12 protein-coding genes are annotated in these 19,226 nt (G+C 43.5%); 6 read left to right on the top strand and 6 right to left on the bottom strand.

The window, feature by feature from the left end; translation table 11 throughout:
- Nucleotides 1-67: 67 nt before the first annotated feature.
- From J7I42_RS34585 to rluF, 4 genes are all read right to left on the bottom strand, one after another.
- Nucleotides 68-1,117: a FecR family protein gene (locus tag J7I42_RS34585; protein WP_209145053.1), complete on the bottom strand. Its 1,050-nt coding sequence runs from the start codon at nt 1,115-1,117 to the stop codon at nt 68-70.
- Nucleotides 1,118-1,171: 54 nt separating this feature from the next.
- Nucleotides 1,172-1,744 (bottom strand): RNA polymerase sigma-70 factor, encoded by a 573-nt coding sequence (locus J7I42_RS34590; RefSeq protein ID WP_209145055.1) that lies wholly within the window; start codon nt 1,742-1,744, stop codon nt 1,172-1,174.
- Between the two features lie 212 nt (nt 1,745-1,956).
- The gene (locus J7I42_RS34595; RefSeq protein WP_209145057.1) at nt 1,957-2,568 is read right to left on the bottom strand and encodes a hypothetical protein; all 612 of its coding nucleotides are present in this window, start codon (nt 2,566-2,568) and stop codon (nt 1,957-1,959) included.
- 119 nt (nt 2,569-2,687) lie between these two features.
- Nucleotides 2,688-3,857 carry a 23S rRNA pseudouridine(2604) synthase RluF gene (gene rluF, locus J7I42_RS34600; protein ID WP_236065641.1) on the bottom strand — a complete coding sequence of 390 codons (1,170 nt, stop codon included), beginning with the start codon at nt 3,855-3,857 and terminating at the stop codon, nt 2,688-2,690.
- 235 nt (nt 3,858-4,092) lie between these two features.
- Between rluF and J7I42_RS34605 the strand changes: the two genes are divergently transcribed.
- Both J7I42_RS34605 and J7I42_RS34610 read left to right on the top strand, forming a co-directional pair.
- Complete coding sequence (locus J7I42_RS34605) at nt 4,093-5,886, top strand: phospholipase D-like domain-containing protein (RefSeq protein ID WP_209145059.1); 1,794 nt, start codon at nt 4,093-4,095, stop codon at nt 5,884-5,886.
- Between the two features lie 354 nt (nt 5,887-6,240).
- Nucleotides 6,241-7,668, top strand: coding sequence for a hypothetical protein (locus tag J7I42_RS34610; protein WP_209145061.1), 1,428 nt, complete (start codon nt 6,241-6,243; stop codon nt 7,666-7,668).
- Here J7I42_RS34610 and J7I42_RS34615 read toward each other — a convergent pair.
- A complete protein-coding gene (locus tag J7I42_RS34615; RefSeq protein ID WP_209145062.1) occupies nt 7,665-8,336 on the bottom strand; it encodes a Type 1 glutamine amidotransferase-like domain-containing protein in 672 nt (223 codons plus the stop codon). The two genes, J7I42_RS34610 and J7I42_RS34615, sit on opposite strands and share 4 nt — an antisense overlap.
- 304 nt (nt 8,337-8,640) lie before the next feature.
- Nucleotides 8,641-8,787 (bottom strand): hypothetical protein, encoded by a 147-nt coding sequence (locus J7I42_RS34620; protein ID WP_209145064.1) that lies wholly within the window; start codon nt 8,785-8,787, stop codon nt 8,641-8,643.
- A gap of 125 nt (nt 8,788-8,912) precedes the next feature.
- Here J7I42_RS34620 and J7I42_RS34625 point away from each other — a divergent pair, with 125 nt between their 5' ends.
- The 4 genes from J7I42_RS34625 (at nt 8,913) to J7I42_RS34640 (ending at nt 19,172) form a co-directional block, all read left to right on the top strand.
- Entirely contained in the window at nt 8,913-10,388 is a 1,476-nt protein-coding gene (locus J7I42_RS34625; RefSeq protein WP_209145066.1) for a hypothetical protein, read from the top strand.
- A gap of 241 nt (nt 10,389-10,629) precedes the next feature.
- Complete coding sequence (locus tag J7I42_RS34630) at nt 10,630-12,180, top strand: right-handed parallel beta-helix repeat-containing protein (protein ID WP_209145068.1); 1,551 nt, start codon at nt 10,630-10,632, stop codon at nt 12,178-12,180.
- Nucleotides 12,181-12,890: 710 nt separating this feature from the next.
- Nucleotides 12,891-13,985, top strand: a complete 1,095-nt coding sequence (locus J7I42_RS34635) for an acyltransferase family protein (protein WP_209145070.1) — start codon at nt 12,891-12,893, stop codon at nt 13,983-13,985.
- A gap of 318 nt (nt 13,986-14,303) precedes the next feature.
- Nucleotides 14,304-19,172 (top strand): FG-GAP-like repeat-containing protein, encoded by a 4,869-nt coding sequence (locus J7I42_RS34640; protein WP_209145072.1) that lies wholly within the window; start codon nt 14,304-14,306, stop codon nt 19,170-19,172.
- The last annotated feature ends 54 nt before the right edge of the window (nt 19,173-19,226 follow it).

Below are 19,226 nucleotides of genomic sequence, written 5' to 3' on the forward strand. Positions count from 1 at the left end.
GGCGACATCCCTCACTTTCTTTTATAATATGTATATAACCTGTTACCTCATAGGCGCATGGTTTGTTTTAATAAATAGTGATCTGTTTATTGTTAAGGGTATATTGAAAAGGCTTGATCATTTGTAAGATCTTCAGGATCTCCTCTACGTTAGCCTCATCATAAACACCGGTATACTTATACCCGCTTACTTCCTTATTTTTAAAAACAATACTTACATCAAACTGACGCTCCAGGTCCAGAGCTATTTCAGAAAATGGTTTGTCATAAAAAGCCATCTTGTCGTTCAGCCACGAGGTCTCTACGATCACACTATCCTGTAGTTTTATCCTGGTGAGCTCCACTTTTTTATTGGCGGAGTCAGGTAGGATGGCCGACTCACCCGCTGCATTTTTCTTTACGATGATCTTATCAGACGGCTTCAATAAAATTTTATGCCCGGCATCGGAGTGTACCGTCAGTTCAATACTACCCGTCAGTAACGCAGCTTCCATTTTGCGTTCATTTGAATAGTTGCGAACATTGAATTGGGTGCCTAATACTTTAATATCCGCCTCCTCAGTATGAACAATAAAAGGAACGCTGGCATTATGTGTTACTTCAAAATAAGCTTCCCCGGTCAGGAATACCTCTCTGGTTGTTTTACCAAACCCCTCCCCATAACTAACCTTGCTTTTTGCGTTCAGGCGTACCACAGAACCATCGGGTAAGGTCATGGTAGACCTTGAATCCCGGCCTGTGGCCACTATCGTCTGTTTATTATCCGCTACCCGTTTATCCTTATTTAATAAAAGCCATGTTAGCCCCAGCACAACGATAGCAGCCGCAGCCACCACCAGGCGTTTCAAAGAAAAATACCCCCCGGACAGCCGGATCACTTTATTCGTTTCTTCCTGTGAAGGCGCCGGGAACATTTTCTCCCGATGTGCTGTATAGGCGGTTTCAATGTCTACGGCCGACAGGTCGGCCGAATGCTTTTCTATTTGATTATAGAACAATTGCAGCTCCGGATGACGCAGCAGGATGTTCTCCAGCTCTTCCAGTTCAGCCGGCTTACATTCCCCGGCCAGTTTGCGGCCGAGTAGATCATAAAACCTGGTTTCTACAGATGGGTGCATATAGTGTATTTGAATAGACGTATAAAACGAAGCGTGCCGTGAACGACCGGGAAATTATTTTTTATCAGCTAAAAACGCATCCAGAGCGGTGCGGATCTTTTTTAGCGCAAGCCGCATATGTGTTTCTGCCGTATTGAGGGAAATACCAAGTACTTCTGTTACCTGTTTATAAGCCAGGCCCTGCTCTTTCACCAACCGGAATACCAGTTGCGACTGGGTAGGAAGGGCCCTGACCGTTTTGCTTATAAATTGTTCCAGCTCTTCGCTGGTATACAGATGCTCAGGCGAGTTTTTGTCTATAATAAATTCCTGGATGGTATCAGAAATGGCAACAGTAGGAAGGGAGCGTTTTTTCTTTCTCAGCACATCATAAGATCTGTTGCGGGCGGCTGTAAACAGATAAACGGTTAAGTTCTCGACACGACTCAGCGCCTCGCCCATGGTCCAAACCTTTAGCATTACTTCCGAAACTACCTCCTCAGCATCTTCCTTATTGTTGAGAATAGCCGTACAAAAGCTTAATAAAACAGGATAAAAATGATAGAATAATTGCTTGTAAGAATCTTCGTCCTGCAAATAAGACATTTTTTCCTGCAAGATCAATATCTCCTGGGCACCAAGTTTCACTATATGAGTTAAGTTATGCGCAATATTAACTTAAATGACACAACCGGCCAGCGAATATTGCACGCTTATGTCCCAAAACGACACAGCTATTATCAAATGTGCGCAGATACTAATCGGCAGGAAGGATTGGCAACGCGCCAGGCAAAACAAATTATTTTTGAGAAAATAATTTGATATGTAAGAGTACAGTAAAGTTTGACCTAATTATTTATTCAGCGCTTATACATTTTTACCTTAGAACCATTTTTCGTATCATACGTGATCACCAATTGGGTATCCGTCACCTTGCTTATTTGAATACGGTTCAATACCATTGATTCCTCAAAAAGCTCCTTGGGAAAACTAAAATATTGTTTTTGTCCCGTCCGTACATTTAACAGGATCATCTTGTCATTTTTATCAGGCCCATCATTTTTGCAATACAACAGCAGCTCTTTTTTCTCCTCAACATCTATCCAGGCGGCACCGTTGTTTAATATATTCTTCCCGGTCGCCTTTTTTATTAGTTCAATATAATGCGGATTGCCACCGCCAAAAGAATGAACAAACACAAAATAGCTGGTAAAGTCAGCACCAATATAACCCAGGTTTTTGTTAAGCATTCCCAGTGACACACAGGACAATTCAGTAATTGTTTTCTTACCTTTTTTGAGATACAGGTATTGCAGGCTGTCATCCGCCTTATACGAAAGTGAATACCCGCCTTTTAAGGTGGTGTCATAACCGTATGGCGGCGGTTCAACTTCCTCTTCTTCTGAGGATGTTTGTGCATGTAAAGAAATGGTGATGAATATTGTTAGAGCGAGTAGGCAAGATGGTCGCATGGGGGGGCAATGTTTACTATTCGACCATAAGGTACGATTTATTTGAAGTGCCACCACCCGGCACAAGCGCCTTTGAACGTAATTCAATTCGAGGGCACAAGCGGACGCTTGCGCCATTGCTAGCGACGTCCTTTGCTTCTATAGTTTTTAAAACTGCCTTCTGCGCCTGTTCGTTTTTCCCTTCTGCTTTCCTGTCCTTTCTTTTCTTTACCTGTATTCTTTTCCGGGCGGTTATTCTGACCCTTTCGGGCCTGGGCAGACTTTTCCTTTTTCCAGGTCCGCTCAGTCTTTTTACCGGTTTGGGGTTTGCCGTCTTTTGTTACTTGTTTTGTTGATTTACGCTTACCGGCCTGTTCCCTGTCTTTAGGGGTAAAGCCGCCTTTTGAAGGAGTGGTGGTCGTGTGTTCAGTCTTTTTACCGGTTTGGGGATTGCCGTCTTTTGTTACGTATTTTGTTGATTTACGCTTACCGGTCTGTTCCCTGTCTTTAGGGGTAAAGCCGCCTTTTGAAGGAGTGGGCTTGTGTTCAGTCCTTTTCCCGCCGCGTGCGGCCGGTTTGCCTGAAGGGCTTACCTTGGCGGAATCGGTTATGCTTTCCATCAACGTGGAAAGCTCTGCATCACTGAGGTAACGCCATTTGCCCAGGGCAAGTTTGTCGAGCTTGATATTCATGATGCGGACCCGTTGCAATCCAACCACCGCATAACCGAGGTGTTCGCACATCCGTCTGATCTGGCGGTTGAGCCCTTGTGTAAGCGTAATACGGAAGGTTTGGCGGCCCATCGGCTGTACTTTACACGGAAGTGTGACGGTGTCCAGAATGGGCACTCCGGTCGACATCTGATGTATGAATGCGCCATCGATGGGTTTGTTAACCCGTACGATGTATTCCTTTTCGTGATTATTATCCGCTCGCAGGATCTTATTGATGATATCGCCATCATTGGTAAGCAGGATCAGGCCCTCAGAGTCTTTGTCGAGACGGCCAATGGGAAAGATCCTTTTGGGGTAACCGACGAAACTAATGATATTGTCCTTGATATGCAATTCGGTGGTGGTAGTGATCCCTGTAGGCTTGTTAAGCGCCAGATAAACGCGTTTTTCCTTTTTGGCGGCGGTAATAATGCTGCCATCCACTTCAACCGTGTCTCCGGGTTTATAACGATTGCCCAGCACAGCCGGCCGGTTGTTCAATAGTACCCGGCCTTCGGTGATGAGATTGTCCGCTTCCCGGCGTGAACAATAACCTGTATCACTGATAAACTTGTTTAAACTGATCGAATTGTCCAAGGTTGTATCTTTTTAGTTCGGTCGGCACGTGCTTTCCGGGTGCAAATGTCTGAAATTGAAAGCATTTAACCACGCTTTTTTGCCAGGTAACTTAAAGTGGATCACGCCCCGAAACTACACCGTCAAAACACCTTTTTTTACCAGAAGGGGCGTATCTGGCTTTGTAATTCCATTATCCTGGTATAGATTACCGGGCTTTCCTTCTTATAGCCCCCTTCAATTTTAAATCTTTTATATGTTCACCACCAACAAAAAAAACGATTTCGGTTTTGAGATCAGGGCATATGTGGGTGATGCCAAAACCCTGCTGGCGTTCTCACTTCCTGAAGAAAATACAAAAGATCTGGCCGGTTTTACCATTCTTTGCAGCCCTAAGGAAAGAAAACCCTATTTCCTGTTGAATATGCTGTCATTGAAACCCAATGAAGAGCATGCGCAAGTGGCCACCGAGCCCGCCAATTCAAGCGTGAATGCACCCATACAAAAATTCAGGTGGTTACACGTTCCAGGCCTGTTCCACCAGGATGATAATGTTTTTTTCGGCACTTATGTATATACGGTAACCCCGCGTTTTTTTGATTCAGCTGGCAGTCTGTTACCCCTTTCAAAAAAGCTTTCTTCGGAAGTTATAGTGGAGGTGGCCCCTTTTAAAAAAGGGGACCTGGAACTGGGTTTCACAAGAGGTTTTGTACAGTCCCAGGGGTTTATCAATCACTTCGGTAAAAAAGCCATCTTTAAGCCAAAAGAGGAAAAATTACTGTTCAATACGAATGTAGTAGCAGGGAAAAATAACCTGGGAAAAGAATATACCTTCAAAGATCTGTATAAATGGTCGGGCTTTACCGCCCGCGAAAAGATCTTCAGCATACTTAATACGGTACAGAATAATGATGAGCTTACCCTCGATGTATTTGCCTATGACCTGAATGAGCCAGACGTAATGAAGATCCTGCTGGAGCTTGCCCGGGAAGGCCGCATCCGGATGATCCTCGACAATGCCACGCTTCATCATGACAAAGAAAAACCAACACCGGAAGATCAATTCGAACAGGCGTTCAATAAAGCCCAGGCTGGTGAAGCCGAGCTAAAACGGGGCAAATTCGGACGCTTTCAACACAACAAGGTCCTGATCGTAAAAAACAAGGGAAAGGCAGTACAGGTATTAACTGGCTCAACCAATTTTTCTGTTACCGGCATCTACGTAAACTCCAATCATGTGGCACTGTACAGCGACAGGAAAGTAGCCGATCATTATGCCGACGTTTTTCAGGAAGCATGGAAAGATGAGGTGGTCAGGAAGCCATTTACCGAATCAGATCTCGCTACCCGATCTTTTGATTTTAAGGATTCCAACACGCCTAAAACAACCATTACATTTTCCCCGCATACGCCTGAATTTGCTGCCGATCTGATGGAAGCAATAAATACCAGGTTACAAAAAGAAGAAAGCAGCATATTGTTTGCAGTTATGGATACCGGCGATAAAGTATCGGGACCCATAGCGCCAACGCTGACAAAACTACATGAGCGGGACGATCTGTTTACCGCAGGCATTACCGATTCCAACAACGGAATAACCCTGTTCAAACCAGCTTCCACAGAAGGGATCAGGGTTAGTGGAAAACCAAGCGAGGTATTATTGCCTGAACCCTTTAAAAGCGAGAAATCGGTAGGATTAGGGCACCAGGTCCATCATAAGTTTATTGTTTGTGGTTTCAATACGCCTGCGGCAGTTGTTTGGTTTGGGTCTTCCAACCTGGCGCAAAAAGGAGAGGAGGTGAACGGTGATCAGCTTATAGCAGTGCATGACACGGATGTAGCCACGGTATTTGCCATTGAAGCGCTGGCACTGGTAGATCACTTCCATTTCAGGAACAAGCATTCAAAGCTGGGCGATAATGCACCCGCATCGGCTACTCCGTTAACGTTATTTAGTACAGATAAATGGAAAAACCGTTATTACGACCAAAATGATCTTCATTTTCTGGACCGCGAATTATTTATAGGCAAGGTGGCTTCGCTTGCGTAAGTGCTTCCTACATGCGAAGTAGGAGGTAGGAAGCAGGAAGTACGAAGAGTCTGCTATTTCGGACTCTTTGTTTTCCGCAGATTGCTGAAAACCAGCAAACTTCTTACATCCTACCTCTTACATCCTGCTTCTTACATCCTACTTCTTACATCCCACCTCTTACATCCTACCTCTTACATCCTACTTCTTACATCCCACCTCTTACATCTTACCTCTTACATCCTACTTCTTACTTCATACCTCACCATCCCCCAATCCCAACAATCCCAGTTCAGATATTAGGATATTTAACAATTCACTGCTATATTTAACCGGTTGAATTAGTGCATTAAAAGCTATTTCCAAAGATCCTATATGAATTCCGCCCCCTTGAAGGTCCTGGTATTTCCCATCCTGTTTATTTGTTTTAGTCTGCATATCCGGGCACAGGGACTGACCCCTGCTACCCAAAATCTGGCAAACAAGCTGGCTGCCGGGAATGTAATGGCGCCAGGGACTTGGGATTCCCGATACGCCAAAGGCAAAGATCTGATCAATCGTAACCAGTACGTGGCCTACCGGGCTTTATGCGACAGCGCTGACCTGTCGGAGTTAATACTGTTATTAAATCACCCCAACGGAGTAGTGAAAGGATATGCCGGCTGGGCTTTGGCAGAAAGAAAATATCCGGCCTGCGACAGCATATTCAAGGTATTCCTTGAATCGGAGGAAAAGATACATGACGCCATCAATACAGAGAAAGTAGACCTGTCTGTTGAGTTTTATTTCGGGGTGTATTACAGCAACTGGAAAGATGATATAACCAAAGAAGACACCCTTTTTGCATTAGGAATGATAAAAAAGCTGGATAGTATAATGCTTTATTTACACCGGCCTACACTCTTGCTGGGAATAGCCCTTGATCACAATAATGCGGACCCGGCCACCTACGAACAGGTGAGAAGATGGGCGCTTGAAAACAAAAATGAAAAGGCGATCATTGAACTGGCCAGGTATAAAAAACAGGAAGATATAGCAATATTGAAGCAAAGCGGAAAGACAATCCTTCAATGCGCTGCCCTTTTTCCCGATGAACAGTTCTGGCCTTGTTTAGAACCTTATTTCTCACAGCAGAAAACACCCGAACTTTTTAACGCAGTAGCAGCTTATAAAGATCAACGCTCAGCCAATACGCTTGCCAGCTTCTATTCACAGATTAATAGCATTAAATTAGTTGAAAATTTGTATGAGGCAATCATTACAAACTATTGCCCATATTACAATAATTTGCTGGAAATGATCTGGACCAAAGACAAAGCTATTGAAGGAAAAGGAGCCACCTTTCTGGCAAAAGCAGACCCACAAAAAGCAGCAACAATATTCACAAAAGGGTTATTGAACAAAAAGGAATTCCATTATATCTATTTGAAAGAAAGATATCCGGGAAAGGGGGCCTTATACCTGATGTTTGACAACATTTCAGTGTATAATAAACAACAGCTGGCCGAAGTTATTTCCTCGTGCTTAAATGAGAAGGGCAGGGTGCTCAGCTACTTTTTAGACTATATTGAGGCAAACAACGTAGAGGGTCTTGGGAATGTGTTACTAAATAAGTTCAATCCCGGGCACATGCCTGTTGGAGATATACTCCGGCTGATAAAAATAATACTATCCTATAAAGAGGAACAACTCAGCCAGGAGGTAATAAAGATCCTGAAGGCCTACAAACAAAACAGGTATTGGCATAATGAAGAAAAGAACATCCTGGACCTATTGAAAACATTTAATATGGATCTTGATTAAAAACCAGGGGTAACCAGTTTCCAGTTCCCTTCAGAGATGACTTCTACGGCACCGTCGGTAACTTTAATGGCGGTTTGATCATCGATCAGATAGGAGGGCATGGGCAGGGTGGTAGCCAGCTTTTCCAGGTTGGCCAGCGAATTCTGCGGGAACGACTCATAATCCAGGTGCGGGTGCAACGCAAAATCAAACCAGCCCAGGCATTTATCGCTTTCAGGCGGCAGTGTATGATTACCATAGGTTGTTCCAAAGCGCGTCATCACCATACTTCCGGCGCTCAACCCCACATAGACGGTCTTGCGGAGCAGCGACGGCAACAGCTCGGCCAATCCGGACTGCTGCATCCAGTAGGTCAGATACTGGCAGTCGCCACCGCCAACCAGCAGGGCGTCCGTTTCCTGAAGCAGGGGGAGCCAAAGCTCCTGTTTGATGCTGGGCAGGGCAGTGAGTTCCAGCAGACCCAACGATTTCCAACCCAATTCGCAAAAAGGATCGCCCAATGAACCATTGATCACCCTTCGTACAATATCACCACCACCACGTATACCATATATTGCAGTAGGTACAAAAAGCGCGCTCGCCGCGGATATCGGTTTACCTAACAGGGCTACCAGTGCGCTGCGGATGCTTGTATTGCTGATACCGGCTGAAGTAAGCAGAAGTTTCATATTTTTCGTTTTCTTTGTATTCACATACGATCCTGAAGATAATGAAATTTATCCCTGTCACAGCTATAGCGATTTAGAAAACTTTAGCAAATGCAACTTATTGCAAGATCCACATTCTGTTATTTATTGAAAATATGAGGCTTCTAAATCGATATAAAAATAACGCTAACGGGCAGACCATCAATTAAAATAGCCGCAGCAAATAAGACTTACTGAAACCCGCTCCCTCAGAAGTACCAGTCGAATTCATGTCTTCCCGCTTGAAATACCCTGCTTAGTTCAGGTCAGATTCACTCCAGATATACTAAAACACGCCCATTTCCCTGGTAATAATGCCACTGAACTGCCACTGGAATGCCACTGTAATGCCACTGCGCAGTGGCATTACGGTGGCAGTTTGCCGGGAGCATGGTGGGATAAAGTGCGCATATCCAGGCAATATCCAATACATAAACGGACTGTTTCGCTAGCAGTATACCAGCATGTGGTGTGGGTAAACGTAATGATAACTGTTCCTATTCAATAAATTAGGTATCTTACGAGGCTGATCCTAACCTTAATTTATCTTGATCTAATATGCGATCTTCCATTTTATTGCAGTTAACGGTAACAATATTATTTTTCTCAACAACATGTGTAACCGGCCAAACCATTAACAAAGTTGTATTTGATCCTAAAGATAGTACAGCGGGCTACTATCTCGCCATTCCACCGGCGTCGGGAAAGATCAAAGCCACGCTGGTGTTATTCTCCAGCTTTTCCCGGCTCGAGGACCTGCTACCGGAGACCAGACTACCGGCAGTAGGCTATACTAACGACATCCTGGTGGTATTGGCGTCTAACCAGGAGCGGTTCACGGCAGATTCGGCCGCTATGGACCGCATGAGCGGCATATTGCAGCATATAGCAAAGACCTATCAAACAGATACTGCCACCTATGCATTGGCAGCTTATGATATTCCGGGTAATATGGTGGTCCGTTTTACCGAGCTCACGTATCAGTATCCAAACAGGTATCCAATCCGGCCAAAGGTATTGATAGGCATCGACTGCAATGTGGATCTTATTGGACTTTGGCATTGGTCGGAAAGAATGAAAGCCAAAAATAATAGCGGCGACGCCAAATATATTCTGGAAAAGCTCACAGCGGCCTACGGACCATTATCGACCAACCAGTCGAGGTATGCCGCACTATCGCCCTTTGTATCTGAAAATAGCGTACCCGGCAATGAACAATACCTGAAACAGGTGGCCCTTCGGCTTTATTACGACACTGATATTAACTGGTACCTGCAAAACCAACAAGTAGGATTCTACGACACCAATATACCAGATGGATCGGAATTGATCAGCAGGTTACTCCGTCAGGGGAATCAGAACGCCTCGTTCATAGCTGCCCGCCGCCCGGGCTTCAAGAACAACGGCAGCAGATACCCCTCGGCACTGTCCATCGTAGACGAGGTAGAATGCATCCAATGGATCACGCAACAGTTCGGTATCATTAATCCACATACCTGGGTACCGCCTTACAAGTTCAACCTGCCAGCCAACTGGGGACAGGAACGAATAGCCTTTCCGATCGACTTTGCCCCACAGATCGCGTATAAAGGGATAGAAGACCTGCGGTTTGCGCCCGGCTGGGGCGATCCGGCAAAAGAAGATCATTGGACATATGGATTCTTATGGTGGCTGGAAGGAATACACCAATTTAATGCTACCATGATGAAACAATACATGGAAGCGTATTACAGCGGATTGGTTGGCAGAAATATTACCAGTCGCAATATACCCGTAGAAAAACAGGTACCCACACAGGCGGCTTTTAAAAGCCTCAAACCCGAAGGCGACGACAAAGAAACCTATAACGGCACCATCAGCATGCTCAACTACCTCAATCAACAACCGGTAAAACTGAATTGCACCATCCATGTAAAGTATTGCCCGGCACAACAACGCACCGCTGTTTTCATAGAAGTATCTCCACAACCTTACAGCCATAAGGTTTGGACCGAGCTGAACCAGCTGGTAAATACATTTGAATGCCGAAATTAAATAACCAGGACATATAAATACTTTTAAACGACAATAAAAAAGGAACAGGTCATTCAGCTGATCTGTTCCTTTTTTTACGGCCTTGCTTATCAGGATCGCTGTCATGAACTTTTCGGTTCAAAATTAACGGACAGCATTGTACGTTATACCGCGCGTTCACATTACTGATAAATGTATATGTAACAAGAGCAAAAACGGCACTATTTTTTCTTATTGCACCCAATAATCAAACCTTATGTTAATGCGTAACATTTTAATGCTATCCGTGTTGTTGTTTTGCTTCTCCTGTAAAAAAGATACTGCCGAAAATACGGCGGATGATCCGAAAACTCCGGATAGTGGTGTCAATGGTGCTCAAAATTCGCTTCCTGCTTATTATGTTGATGGGGCAGGGGGTAACGACAAGAATGACGGCCTTACCCTTGCCACAGCCTGGAAAACGATCCAGAAATCGTTTGATGCTGCCGTGGCCGGAAGTACAGTAATGATCAAAGGTGGAACATACTTCGAACAACTGGCGGTACATGTTAGTGGTACTGCTGGCAACCCGGTTACCTTTACTAATTATAATAACGAGCAGGTGATCATAGAAGGATCAAAGATATCCGGGACTACCATACTTACCATCACCGACAAAAGTTTTCTTATTTTCCGCAATCTTACTATTCAGAATATAACAAAGAACAACGCAGTCGGCATTTTGGTTTCGGCAAGTAAAAGCGGGGGAGTAAGCGATCTTATCTTTCGCAATGTGGTCCTCAAAAATATAAATTGGACCAGTAATGCGTCAACCAAACCGAACTCCAATCAAAATTCACAACCATTTATCGCTTTTGGCTACGGGGCAGCTCAGGCAAATGCCATTACGAACCTGGTTATTGATAGTTGTGAATTCACCGGTAATATCACTGGCTACAGCGAAGCATTATCTTTAGATGGGAATATCGACGGATTCGTTATTACCAACAACAAAGTACACGACAATGCGAACATTGGGATTGCGGCAATAGGGCACTATGGAGTAAGTTCCAATTCCGCGCTGGACCAGTCCCGGAATGGTTTGATCAGTGGAAATCTCTGCTTTAATAACAAGGCAAGTTATGCTACAAGTGGCGGCATTTATGTTGATGGCGGAAAAGATATTAAAATTGACCGGAATATATCTTATCAAAACGGGTATGGTATTGAAATAGGCAATGAAGAAAACGGCACGGCCAGTAATATCACTGTCACCAACAACCTGATCTACCAGAATGAAGTTACGGGAATTGCCATTGGCGGGTATGATGATAATACAACCGGTCAGGTGACCAATTGTACCATCAGGAATAACAGCTTTTTAAAGAACAATACCAATAACGACGGCTCAGGTGAATTTTATATAACAAAAGCCTCCAATTGTACCATCGGGAATAATGTTTTTTATACCAACAGCCAGAATACCCTGTTCTCATTGGAAAATATTAGTCCGCAAACAGGAAATGTGATCGACTATAATAACTGGTTTACACAAACAGGCAATGCTTCAGACATCACGATCAACTGGCGCGCTACCAGTTATGGGTCTTTTAGTGATTATAAAACCAAAACGGGGCAAGACGCGCATTCCTATTTTAAGGATCCGCTTTTTACCGGGATTGGAGCGACTCCTGACCTGCATGTAAAAATAGGAAGCCCCTGTTTACGCACCGGCAATGTTTCCTGGATCACTGATGCGACAGAAAAGGACCTCGATGGCAAGCCAAGGGTAGTTAATGGAGCGGTTGACATGGGTGCTTACCAGCAACAATAAACAAACACAAAAATTTCAAATTAATAGGAAAGGCTTCCTCAAATACTATTTTGAGGAAGCCTTTTTTTGTTAGTTGATGGTTGGGCAGCGGCATTCAGTATCGATTCTCCAGGTTGTTCCTGCTGAATTGTTATTATACCAATGATGTTTTAGGGAAGAATTATCCTGCCTTTAGCGGCTATAACCTAAGCATACGGTTTGCAAGCAAATAACGTTGCTTATTTACACATTCACCTTATTCTCCCTTCTATCTTACATCAGCCAATGGCGAAACAATGTTAATCAGCGAGAGAATTTATACCGCAAACACTACAATATATATTATAATCTGTATATTTGATTGCTCAATTTAGTCTACTTTTTCTTTATAGTTTTATTATATAAAAGGCATCATAGTGCTTATCTGTCTCCCTTCTTTATCAACTGTTATTCCTGCCGTATCTATGTCCCAATATCTATCAGAGGATCGGATGTGTGTGCCTGTACAAAAGCAAGGTGTTTGCGAGACGTCAAAAAAAGGAGTTAGGTTTTAATGTAAAACAGACCCGAAGTGCGGAAAGCTGGCATAAGCTTATGATCCGTACTGTCCTTTTTAAATAGAAGGATTGAAATCTTATTGGATCACCCCACTCAAAGCAGCAGCCTGATAAGCGTTTGAACAAAAGATCTTTATGCTTACGTATTTGATTGACAAACTACAACTGCTTTAAATGAATTTAAAGTATCATAAAGAATTAGATGGAGTTAGAGCTATAGCAGCCTTTATGGTTATATTCTTTCACTTCTTCTTTGTACCAGCATTGAATTTGCCCCCGCTTTTAACCAAGATTGCAAATTTGGGCAGAACAGGGGTCTCCCTATTTTTTGTATTGTCCGGTTTTTTAATAACACGTATCCTTATTGAAACAAAAGAATCGCCTGGTTATTTCACGAGTTTTTATGTCAGGCGATCATTGCGGATATTTCCCCTTTATTACTTATTCCTGGCGTTAACTTTTATAATACTTCCATTAATTTCAGGAAAACCATTTGTGCCATTCAATTTACAAGTATATAGCTGGGCCTACCTGCAAAATTTTGCCATGACGTTTAGATGGCCACATGTTGGCCCCGTTCATCTCTGGTCCCTTTCTGTAGAAGAACATTTTTACCTGTTCTGGCCACTTTTGATCTATTTACTAAGCATTAGAAAGATCGTGGTTGCAATTGTACTGATAATGGTCATAGCTTTTATGGTAAGGTTATTTTTGGCTAAGCATGACTATGAATCCTATTATTTTACGTTTGCCAGAATAGATGAATTGTCCATGGGTGCCTTATTAGCTATTCTTGAAATAAAGAATAAGTTAATTGATAAGCATGCAAATAAATTTTTACTGAGCTCCATGATCTTTGCTATTCCAACGATTGCTCTTTTGGCAATATTTACCGATATGAGCAATCCCATTATATATATCATTAAATACAACTTACTTGCTTTTACCTATTTGAGTATGATAGGATATGTAATTTCATTACGGAAAACAGCCTGGGTTAAGCGGTTCCTGCGCAGTAAGCCAATGTTGTTTTCAGGGAAAATAAGCTATGGCTTATACTTATATCACCCGCTTTGTATTGCTACGGTTTGGAGTATTTTTCCCAAAATGAATCTGGTACCACTTTTTGTTATTGCGGTTGGGTTTACATTTTTGGTAGCTTCAGCAAGCTATTATTTATTTGAACTGAATTTCCTGAAACTGAAGCGATTTTTCGATTATAAAAAAGAGCGGGCAATTCGAAGGGAGACAAGCGTTATTCTCAAGTAACCTGCATATACATATTACAGCAATTGCAACCGGTTAAATATTATAACACACAAAGCAGTCCTACACACATAGACCGCCAGTTGGCGGTCTTTTTTTTTATAACCCTTCCGTGTACCGCTTTTTGTCAAATTGTTTATTTTTGGGTTTTTAGGGACTCCTCCGATATCTTTTTGAAATTGTCTATCATCCACAAAGGCTTAGGGAATATATACGCTTAATGAGTAGGACCAGGCGTCTACCATTTAGCATATGCATGCTTTATAAATTATTATAATCTGTTTTACTATTTTAAGAGTAACCTGTTAATCAACTTATTACATGGCAATTATTGGTAAAGGTTTGAAACTTGCTTTCATAACTCTTTTCTTATGCTTCTTTGGGCAACAATTACTGGCGCAACCTGCTATCAATTCTTTTTCCCCCTTGATGGGACCGGTGGGCACAACCCTTTCTATAAACGGGGCCAATTTCAATCCGGTTGCCGCCAATAATGTTGTATTCTTTGGTGCCGTACGCGCCACCGTTACTGCTGCAACTATTAACACCCTCACCGTTATAGTACCCGGCGGCGCATCGTATGCCCCTATTACAGTAACTACCAGCGGTCTTACTGCCTATTCTTCCAGACCATTTACAGTAACATTTCCTGGTGGGGGAGCAATTACCTCCAGTTCATTTGACAACAAAATTGATCTGGGTACCGAGGATAGTCCTTATGATATTGCTTCGGGAGATCTGGATGGTGATGGCAAACCCGATATAGTGGTTGTAAACGGCGGGTATCCTTACTCAATTTCGGTTTATAGAAATACGAGTAGCGGCGGAAGTTTGTCTTTTGCACCCAAAATTGATTATCCAACCGGAATCGGTCCTTTTAGTATTGCAATAGGGGATATAGATGGGGACGGAAAACCAGATGTTGTAGTAGCCAATGAATATTCTTTTACCATATCCGTATTCAGGAATACGGGGACTGCAGGTAGTATTTCTTTTGATCCAGGAAAGGATATTCCAGCTTTGAATCCTTCCGATATAGTTATTGCCGATCTTGACAAAGATGGAAGATCAGATCTGATAGTAACAAATGATGTTGCGAATAGCATTTCATTATTTAAGAACACAGGTGCTCCTGGTACCCTTTCGTTTGCGCCACGAATAGATTATTCTACCGGCAGTTTTCCCGCCAATGCCAGTGTTGGTGATATAGACGGGGATCAATGGCCAGATATAGTAGTTGCCAATGAACAGTCGGATCATCTCTCCATATTCAAGAACAATGGCGTTGCAGGCTCGCTCTCTTTCAACAGTATAACCGGGCCATATACCGGGACCGGCAGCAGCAAGGCCATCCTGTCAGATCTTGATGGCGATAGCAAGCCAGACCTTGGGGTTACCAATCACAATGTTGGTGAAATTGCCATCTTTAGAAACATAAGTAGTGTGGGAAATATAGCCTTTGGTACAAATGCCAATTTTAAGACTACAGCCAACCCAATAGGCCTTGGAATAGCTGATGTGGATGGGGACGGAAAACCGGACCTGGCAATAACCAGTGGTGAAGATTCCATATCTGTTTTAAGGAATGCCAGTTCAACAGGCGTTATTGTATTTGAAGAAAAGGCCGATGTAGCTACAGGCCAGGCGCCTTACCAGGTTGCTATTGCTGATCTTGACGGAGATCATATGCCTGACCTGGCAACTGTCAATCAAACTGATAATACAGTCTCATTGATCAGGAATAAGGTGAATGGACCTAATATTACTTCCTTTACACCAGTCAAAGCTGCTTCCGGTAACGCTGTAACAATACAGGGTACTAATTTTACGGGTGTCACCTCCGTTATGTTTGGGGGTGTATCAGCACAATCATTTACTATAATTTCATCAACAACTATCCAGGCTGTGGTAGGGACAGGTGCTACCGGTGAAGTTCGTGTAACTGCACCCTCAGGGACCGGAACACGAAAAGGCTTTACCTATCTGTATCCACCAGTGATCACTTCTTTTAGTCCGGCAATAGGCAGTATAGGTTCAGAAATAACTATTACCGGAAGCGGATTTACAGATGCAACGGCAATAAAGTTTGGCGGTGTGGCAGCACAATCATTTATGGTATTATCTGATAATACTATCAAAGCAGTAGTAGGTTCAGGAAGTTCGGGTAATATAAGTGTAACCACTGCTGTAGCAACAGCTACTTCTCCCGGATTTACTTATTCAGCGCTTTCATTAGCACCCGTAATTACTTCCTTTTCGCCGGCATCGGGTCCGGTAGGGACTACAGTAACCATTACAGGGAATAATTTAGGGAATTCTCCAGCAGATAATATAGTTTACTTTGGCGCAACCCAGGCAACTGTTCTTTCTGCCTCCAGCACTTTATTGACAGTTCAGGTGCCTGCTGGCGCAAGTTATCAACCGATAACGGTTACCACTAACAGACTTACTGCTTCATCAGCCATACCCTTTACGGTGACCTTTGCAGGCGGACCTGCATTTACTATGGGAACCTTCGACCTTCCGGTAGAAACCCGATCAAACAGTTTACCCTGGGGAGCATGTGCTGCCGATATGGATGGGGATGGAAAACCTGATATCATGCATGGAGATTGGTATGGACCGTACCTCAGGGTGCTCAGGAATACCAGTATTAAAAATGACCTTTCATTTGCTTCGGAAAAGGTTATCCATATAGGGGAATTCCCGATTGGTATTGCGACAGGTGATATTGATGGTGACGGAAAAACTGATCTGGCAATAGCCAAAACCGATAATGGGTCCTGGGGTGGTGGGAAAGTGGCGGTACTGAAAAATACAAGTACCGCCGGGAATGTATCTTTTGCCCCGCAAATTGATTATCCGGTAGGCCCAGGAACGCAAAGTATAGTTTTAGCCGATCTGGACCTGGATGGCAGACCCGAGATGATTGTGGGGGTCAGCAGCGCGGACCTTATTTCAGTTTTTAAAAACACCAGCGTTGGCGGCAATATAGCATTTGCTCAAAATATAGATTATGCTTCAGGTGATGGTCCTGTAGATGTCAGTGTAGCCGATCTGGATGGTGACGGAAAGCCTGAAATTATTTCTACCAATATCAATGCCGGTACCATTTCTGTTTATCAAAACAGAAGTACCAATGGAACGATAAGTTTTGCCAGCAAAGTCGATTATGCCACGGGAGTCAATCCAGCAAGTACCACTTTGGGCGATTTTGATGGAGATGGAAAATGGGATATAGCTGTAGCTACCAGTAACAATTCAGTTGTTGTGTTTAGAAATACCAGTGCTGGAAATACTGTTTCACTCGCATCCAAAATAACGGTTTCAACTCCCAGTTTTCCCGAGACCATCAAGTGCAGTGATCTAAATGGAGATGGGAAACCAGAACTGGCTGCTTTTTGTGGAAGAAATCCCCAATGCATAGCGGTATTTAAAAATACAGGAAGCCCTGGTTCGGTTTCGTTTGCTGCAGGGGTAAATTATCCAGTTGCGTTGGGTACCCAGGACCTTGTTATAGCCGACCTTGACGGGGATGGAAAGGATGACCTGGCTGGTGGTGGTACAGGCGCATGGATAAGCATTTGGCGAAATAAAATAGGCGCAGCCAGAACGGTCCCTTCGGGCGCTAACCCTGTAACCGGTGTTATTGTTGACAAAACAACCATAGATGCAACGGTGAATACCTTTAATGGCTATCCTTACGTACAACGCCATTACGATATAGAACCCGCTTTAAACGCAGCTACAGCCACCGCTACCGTGACCCTGTATTTTACGCAACAGGAATTTGACAACTTTAACGCTTCTGCCGGTCACGGCTTAAATCTGCCAACTGATCCTAATGATATAAGCAATAAAGCCAACCTGAGGATCTATCAGTACCATGGAAATAGTACTGTATATACACCAGGAAGTTATAGCGGCGCCGGAATGGAAATAAATCCGGATGATACAAACATTGTATGGAATAGTAATGCAGCCTGCTGGGAAGTGACGTGTAATGTAACCGGGTTTAGCGGTTTCTTTGTAAGTAGTGCCGGGTTTAACCAGGTTGTTACTCCAACGATCACAGTCGTTGGCCAATCCAGCTTTTGCGGAACGGGTACTGCGCTTTTAACTTCCTCTGCACCTTCCAATAATCAATGGTATAAAGATGGGGTTGCCATTAACGGAGCAACGGCCCAAAGTTTACAGACAACTACCAGCGGAAACTATACCGCTACTGCAACAGCTAATGGGATCACCTCAGCATCTTCTAATGGAATAGTAATAACATTTACGGCCATACCTGCAAAACCAACTATTAATACCGACGGGGTAAGTCTTTTTTCCAGCTCCCTTTCAGAAAATCAATGGTATAAAGAGGGAGTAGCCATTTCAGGCGCTGTAAGCCAGGCATACGTGCCTGCTGAACCGGCATATTATACTGTTAGACTCATAACAAATGGTTGTGCCGGACCGCTTTCCGCTGATTTTTACTTTGTTCCGCCTCCAGTGATAAGCGCTAATGGAAATACCAATTTTTGCCCGGGTGAAACTGTTATACTTACTTCTTCTGTTTTAAAAGACAACCAATGGTATAAAAATGGGGTAGAAATTAAAGGTGCTACTGCCAACAACTATCAGGTAACGGACGCTGGTCTTTATAAAGCCACTGCTACCAGTAATAATGTTTCATCAGGTCCATCCAATACTATAATCGTCACATTGAAACCGGCACCTGCAAAACCGGTGATCAAAGTGAATGGGGCGTTGCTTGAATCCAATGCGGCTGCCGGTAATCAATGGTATCAGGAAGGCGCTATTATCCCGGGTGCTACCATGAAAACCTATAAACCGGTGAAAAGTGCTAATTATTCTGTTGTGGTCACTAATAATGGCTGCGCAAGCGTCGAATCAGACAGGCAGTATTTTGCCATTACCGGTATTATCAATATCGATAACACCCATTACATTAAGTTAAGTCCGAACCCCGTAAGCAGCCAGGTGGTGTTGAACTTTAATCTGGCGGGTACTACTACGGTCAATATCCAGATCGTTGACCTTAATGGGCGGGTATGTGGAACTTATGGAAATCTGTCTGATGGCCATGCGCTTGACCTTGGCGGATTGGCCAATGGGGTTTATCTGGCGAAGGTCCTGGAGCCGAAAGGGAAAACTTACACGCTTAAATTGCTAAAGCAATGATTGGTTCGTCAAATGATAATGAAGTAGTCATACAAATGGCACCATTAATCACAA

Source organism: Niastella soli (assembly GCF_017742245.1).
Lineage (GTDB): Bacteria > Bacteroidota > Bacteroidia > Chitinophagales > Chitinophagaceae > Niastella > Niastella soli.